At 68.9% G+C, this 3,102-nt stretch carries 4 protein-coding genes; all 4 read right to left on the bottom strand.

The genetic code is table 11. The annotated features are described in order from the left end of the window. Positions 1-205: 205 nt before the first annotated feature. Positions 206-1,600 carry a dihydrolipoyl dehydrogenase gene (gene lpdA / locus HUU95_RS12340; RefSeq protein ID WP_174280376.1) on the bottom strand — a complete coding sequence of 465 codons (1,395 nt, stop codon included), beginning with the start codon at positions 1,598-1,600 and terminating at the stop codon, positions 206-208. After that, positions 1,593-2,015, bottom strand: a complete 423-nt coding sequence (locus HUU95_RS12335) for a PIN domain-containing protein (protein ID WP_174280375.1) — start codon at positions 2,013-2,015, stop codon at positions 1,593-1,595. The genes lpdA and HUU95_RS12335 overlap by 8 nt, the downstream gene beginning before the upstream one ends. A gap of 16 nt (positions 2,016-2,031) precedes the next feature. Next, positions 2,032-2,292, bottom strand: coding sequence for a hypothetical protein (locus HUU95_RS12330; RefSeq protein WP_174280374.1), 261 nt, complete (start codon positions 2,290-2,292; stop codon positions 2,032-2,034). Positions 2,293-2,341: 49 nt separating this feature from the next. Further along, a partial coding sequence (locus HUU95_RS12325; RefSeq protein ID WP_174280373.1) for a 2-oxo acid dehydrogenase subunit E2 occupies positions 2,342-3,102 on the bottom strand: 761 nt, incomplete at its 5' end.

The raw sequence follows: 3,102 nt of genomic DNA, 5'->3' as shown, positions 1-3,102 counted from the left end.
CACCAGCACCGCCAGCGCCGGCTCGCCGATTGCCGCGCCGTCGGCGTCGATGCGGTCCAGCGTCCGGCACAGCGCCCGCATCCTCGGCCGGGTGAACCGCACGCCCAGCCGATGCAGCAGCCCCGCATAGCTCACCGCCTCGCGTGCGCGCGCCGCCTCGATCAGCAGCGCGCGCACGGCGGCGACATCGGCGATGGCCGCCGCGTCAGATATGCAGCGCCCGCCCGTACGCGCCGAGCACGCTCTCGTGCATCATCTCGCTCAGCGTCGGATGGGGGAAGATCGTCTCGGCCAGCTCCGCCTCGGTGGTTTCCAGCTGGCGCGCGACGACATAGCCCTGGATCAGCTCGGTCACTTCCGCGCCGACCATGTGCGCGCCCAGCAGCTCGCCCGTCTTGGCGTCGAACACCGTCTTCACGAACCCGTCCGCCTCGCCCAGCGCGATCGCCTTGCCGTTGCCGATGAAGGGGAACTTGCCGACGCGGACCTCGTGCCCGCGCTCCCTGGCCTTGGCCTCGGTGAAGCCGACGCTCGCGACCTGCGGGCGCGAATAGGTGCAGCCCGCGATGTTCCAGGTCTCGAACGGATGCGGGTCGCCCCCCGCGATCTTCTCGACGCACACCACGCCCTCGTGGCTCGCCTTGTGCGCCAGCCAGGGGGCGCCGGTGACGTCGCCGATGGCGTGGACGCCGGGCACGTTGGTGCGCCCGAAACCGTCCGCCTTGATGTGCCCGCGCTCGGTCTCGACGCCCAGCGCCTCCAGCCCGATATTCTCCGTGTTCGGCACGATGCCGATCGCGACGATGACGTGGCTGAACCGCTCGGTCGCCACCTTGCCGTCCGCGCCCTTGATCGCCGCCGTCACCGCGTCCGCGCCGACCTCCAGCCCGTCCAGCCCCGCGCCGGTCAGGATGCGGATGCCGTCCCTGGCCAGCCGCTTGCCCATGAACGCCGACACCTCCTCGTCCTCGACGGGCAGGATGCGGGGCAGCATCTCCAGGATCGTCACCTCTGCGCCCATGTCGCGGTAGAAGCTCGCGAACTCCACCCCGATCGCGCCGGAACCGACGATCAGCAGCTTGCTCGGCATCTCGGGCGGCACCATCGCGTGGCGATAGGTCCAGACGCGCTTCCCGTCCGCCTTCGCGAAGGGCAGATCGCGCGCGCGCGCGCCGGTGGCGACGATGATGTTCGTCGCGGCCAGCTCCACCGTCCGGTCGCCCTGCTTGACGCTGAGCGCGCCCGGCCCGGTCAGCGCGCCGACGCCCTCGTGCACGGCGACCTTGTTCTTCTTCATCAGCGTCTTGACGCCGGCGTTGAGCTGGCCCGCGACCTTGCGGCTGCGCCCCACCACCGCGTCGAGATCGAACCCGATCTTCTCCGCACTCAGCCCGTAATCGGCGGCATGCTGCATGTAATGATAGATTTCCGACGTCCGCAACAGCGCCTTGGTCGGGATGCACCCCCAATTGAGGCAGATGCCGCCCAGCCGCTCGCGCTCGACGATCGCGGTCTTCATCCCCAGCTGCGCCGCGCGGATCGCGGCGACATAGCCGCCCGGCCCGGAGCCGAGGATGACGAGATCATAGGTGTCAGGCATGAGGAAATCCTTCCGCCGCGAGCAGTTGCATCTCGCGCCGCAGCGTTCGTGTGAACCAGAGGGGAGCGCCGGTCCCCCACAGATGCTTGTCGTGCGACCAGGCAGCCGCGCCGGCGGCGTAGGTCCCGGCCAGCACGGGCCAGTCCCGAGCCGCTCTGCCCGGCAGTCTGCTCAGCGCGCGCTCACGATAGCGCTCCAGCACGATCGGATGGATCGGCCGCACGACTTCGATCAGGCGCGCGATCTGTGCGTCTGCCCAATCCGCCGGGTTGCCAAGCTTGGACACCAGCACGTCCCGGGTCTCGGCCCATTGGTGAACCGCCGCCATCAGTTCCACCCCTGCTTCGCTCAGCCGAACTAGCAACGGAAAGCTCTCGCCGATGCACGCGCTGATCATGATGTTCGCATCGAGCACCAGCCGCGGGAAATCGTCACTCCTCAAGCGGCTCGCCCCACGGCGTCATGCCCAGCAACCGCATCTGACCGTCAAGGTCCATGCCTCTTGCGCCTAGTTCCCGCCGGGCCCGCTCGACGGCGTCGGCGACCTGACGCACCTTCTCGGCATCGCGCACCCAACGCTTTGGCAGATATGTGCCGACCTCCACGCCATTGCTAGTGACCGACACGATATCCGTCCCGTTCGCCACCTCGCTGAGACGCTCCCGAAACTCGCGAATGCCTAGCTCGATCATCGTCGCCTCATGTGCACACAAGTGTGACTACAAAGCCGGCGACTGATCGTCAAGCCAACAGCCCCAGCGGCCGCTCCACCAGCGCTTTGAAGGCGCGCATCAGCGTGGCGGCATCGGCGCCGTCGATCGCGCGGTGGTCAAAGCTGCCGGTCGCGCTCATCACCGTCGCGATGCCGAGCTGGCCGTCGATCACGTACGGCCGCGGCTCGCCGGCACCCACCGCCAGGATCATCGCCTGCGGCGGGTTGATGACCGCGTCAAACTGCTTGATCGCATACATGCCCATGTTGCTGATCGAGGCGGTGCCGCCCTGATATTGCTCGGGCTTGAGCTTGTTGTCCCGCGCCAGCGCGGCGAGCTGCTTCACCTCCGCGGCGATCCCGCTCACCGGCTTGGTGTCCGCATGCGTCACCACCGGCGTGATCAGCCCGGTCGGCGTCGACACCGCGACCGAGATGTCGGCGCGCTTGAAGGACACGAGCTGATCGGGCGTGAACATCACGTTGCACGCGGGCACCTCGATCAGCGCCAGCGCCAGCGCCTTGACGAGCAGGTCGTTGACCGACAGCTTGATCCCGCGCGCCTCCAGCGTCGCGTTCAGCTCGCCGCGCAACGCCAGCAGCGCGTCGAGCCGGACGTCCACCGTCAGGTAGATGTGCGGCACCTGCTGCTTCGATTCGGTCAGCCGCCGCGCGATCGTCTTGCGGACGTTGGAGAGCTTGACCGCCTCGTGCGGGATGTCGGGGATGGCCGCCGGACGCGGCGCCACCGGCGCGGCGCTCGGGGCAGGCGCGGCCGCGACCGGCGCGG

The sequence above is a fragment of the Sphingomonas bacterium genome (assembly GCF_903643065.1).
Taxonomy (GTDB): Bacteria; Pseudomonadota; Alphaproteobacteria; order Sphingomonadales; family Sphingomonadaceae; genus Sphingomonas.
This window is presented reverse-complemented; position numbering and strand designations above follow the sequence as displayed.

Excerpts from the sequence above, each read along its gene's own strand:
- lpdA (WP_174280376.1), bottom strand. The coding sequence starts at position 1,600 with ATGCCTGACACCTATGATCTCGTCATCCTCGGCTCCGGGCCGGGCGGC.
- HUU95_RS12330 (WP_174280374.1), bottom strand. The coding sequence starts at position 2,292 with ATGATCGAGCTAGGCATTCGCGAGTTTCGGGAGCGTCTCAGCGAGGTG.